3 protein-coding genes are annotated in these 2,836 nt (G+C 35.3%); all 3 read right to left on the minus strand.

The window, feature by feature from the left end:
* Positions 1 to 93: 93 nt before the first annotated feature.
* Complete coding sequence (locus DYD21_RS20715) at positions 94 to 933, minus strand: hypothetical protein (protein ID WP_116038929.1); 840 nt, start codon at positions 931 to 933, stop codon at positions 94 to 96.
* Positions 934 to 1,070: 137 nt separating this feature from the next.
* Positions 1,071 to 2,207, minus strand: coding sequence for a hypothetical protein (locus DYD21_RS20720; RefSeq protein WP_116038930.1), 1,137 nt, complete (start codon positions 2,205 to 2,207; stop codon positions 1,071 to 1,073).
* Positions 2,208 to 2,354: 147 nt separating this feature from the next.
* Positions 2,355 to 2,836, minus strand: a 482-nt coding sequence (locus DYD21_RS20725) for a hypothetical protein (protein WP_209388460.1), incomplete at its 5' end; no start/stop codon positions are given.

Raw genomic sequence — 2,836 nt, forward strand, 5'->3', positions numbered from 1 at the left:
TTTGGCATTTGTGCGGCGGGGCGACGAATTATGTATTTAAGCAACAAACGTGAAACCGTCCGCACGAAATGCTTTGTTATATTGTAAACAGATTTAGTCAAAAACTGGAAGATCGAAGGTTCCACTGTTAAAAGATTTCATGAATTCCGGTTCCGTTGAGGAGGTCGGCCTAAATGCATCAAATGAAAGTTCCCCTGAACATCGGGCATGATTCATATCACAATCTATCGTGACTGTACCAGAAGAATCATACCTGGTAATCCAACTACTGGTCATACTCCCACTGTTATAAAAATATTTCCCTTGATCCTCATCTATGCTATAGGTTCCTGAACCTTGATAATTATCAACAATTACGGAAATGCTGTGATTGTCTTCACTTAAGTAGGATCTTATCATTAATCTTGAATCGGACATTTTACTTATATAGGCAGTTGGAACAACGATACCCACCGGCCTGTTTTTAAACTCCGCATCATCAAACTCAATAAAAAACTCAGCTGCTGGTGGGGAAGTAACTCCACTTCCAATAGAAGTTCTATTATAAGAACCTTGGAGAACTCTTCCTTCGATATTTAATTTATCACCAATAATATTGTAGGAGACAGTGTCTTCTCTGATAGCCAATGAACTGTGTCTAACCAACATTTTTCCATTTCTTGCAAAAAGAATTTTAGTTGATCTTGTGCTTCCCGGGTTATAATACTCAACTAACCCAGTTTGACCATCCAGTCCAAGAGTGTACATCGTACCATCCGATTTTAAACTCCAGCCTCTGTAACTGTTAATAGGCGAAGGATAATTCGGATCACGTTCCTCAATTACCAACCATTCTCCAAGCAAGGCAGATTCAATGGTCTCATTTTCAGTGTCATTTACACCCTGACAGCTGATAAAAATGAGTGTTATGATGATAAAAATATTGAGTTTCATTTATTTAAAGAATGAGATCAGTTAGCTAGCGATGCAATATAACGGTCTGGTGTTTCTGCGGCCGGGCAACCAACTCAAAAGTTAAGCAAGTAACCGGAACCGGTCCGCAGGAAACACTGGTTATTTACCTATCCTTGTTAGTTTTTCCATTTAAGCCAAAAATAATTAGCAAGCTCGGATCTTTCTGATTCAGTTAAACATTTACTGGACATTACAATTTCTCTTAATGAAAAATCCACATCATCGTGTTCATGTGTATTGCCGCCAATTATTGTGTACTTAAAAAATTTATCAATAATTTTAACTATTGAGCTTTTGTGTTCTACTAGTTCGTTGTTTATATACATGTATAAATTTATCTCATCACCATCTATACATATCTCTGTTAAAAAGAAAAAAAATGAATCAAAAATCTTTGATTTAGAAAAGTTGACTGCACGTGTAATTAGTGTGACTTTATCTTTTGCAGTAAAAGAAGAACACAAATCACCATTATCATTTATATAAATTTCAAGTTCTGGTAGATTTGAATCATTGCTTGCTTTAAATATTGTATGCTTACCTGATGTAGGTTTTTTTGAAATCTTTAATATTGAACCCCAACCAAAGGCAGGATCAATTTCAATATTGAAATCCTCTGAATGTAAAGCTTGTTTATTGGAAAATTGTACTGTTTGACATTTTCCAAGTGTAAAGTTAGCAATGAGTGGAATAGAATCTGGAATTTTTACGATTTCATTATACAACGGCGCGAGACTGTCTAATACAACCTCAGAAATAGCACGAACTCCTAATGTAAATGCTGAAAACCCTAATATATTTAAATTATCAAATGTGTCAGCAATCAGCGATTCACGTTTGTCAAGGTTTTCATCATAGTGTATGCCTCCTTTCTTATTCGCTAAATATTTAATGATTTCAGATATATTAAATTTATCATCCTTAGTTTCTGCAATTTCTAGTTTTAAAAATTTTTTAAGTTTTAGTGATTTAATACCCGACGACTTTTTGATTTTTGCAGGATTAATTCCATCAGCATAAAATTGAAAATCAGGCTTGTTTGGTAATTTTGAACCACCTTTCAAATTATTTACTGTAAATCTAATCTTTAAACCATATTTTTGATTTGCTCTATCTATAAGTGCTTTCCCATCTATTAGTAACTTTCTAAGTGTTGCTGCTAACTCAACGACATCAAAATCATCAGTTATACGTAGACCTGCCCGGACTTCATCATATCTCCTAACAAAAATTTCTTCTGGCGAGACTTTCATTGCTTTTTATTAAAGTAAATAACGGTCTCGCGTTTAACCGTTAGCGGCGTCGCGGAATACAGAGAATGCGGAAGCATTCTCTCGAGCCGAGAATTAGAAAAAAGCAGGGGCCGCTATACGGTTGAAACGCTTGTTATACGTAAAACATTAGTTTGAATCGATGTTTGTCATACCGTACTGATCGACCGCTTGCCCACAATTATAAGCATAGCAGCTGAAACTAAGTTCTGTCCATGCGCTTCCTTCTAGTCCTAAGAGACTTATACCGTTATTAGTTTTTTGAATTTTGAAAAGAAATTCAGAAAGATCAGAACTGTCTTCGACAATCTTGCTTGTTTCTGTGGTTGTCATTCCAAATTGATCGACTGCCTGATAGTTTCCATTAGTCTTTGCGCTAAATGAAAGTTCGGTCCAGGCACATCCTTTTTTACAATTTAAGAGGATTTGATCATTTGTTGTATTTACAACGAAAAGGAAATCTGATAATTCGCTGCTTTCAGAATCGTTTGTGAATGCTGATAATCCAGCGATTAGAAACACAGCAAGTAGTGAATGCATGATAATATGATGTTGAGTGTTCATGATAATTGACCTCTTTGCGTTAGTTATTAGGTACAGTAATTTTACGT

Origin of the sequence: Rhodohalobacter sp. SW132 (assembly GCF_003390325.1) — a bacterium.
Lineage (GTDB): Bacteria > Bacteroidota > Rhodothermia > Balneolales > Balneolaceae > SW132.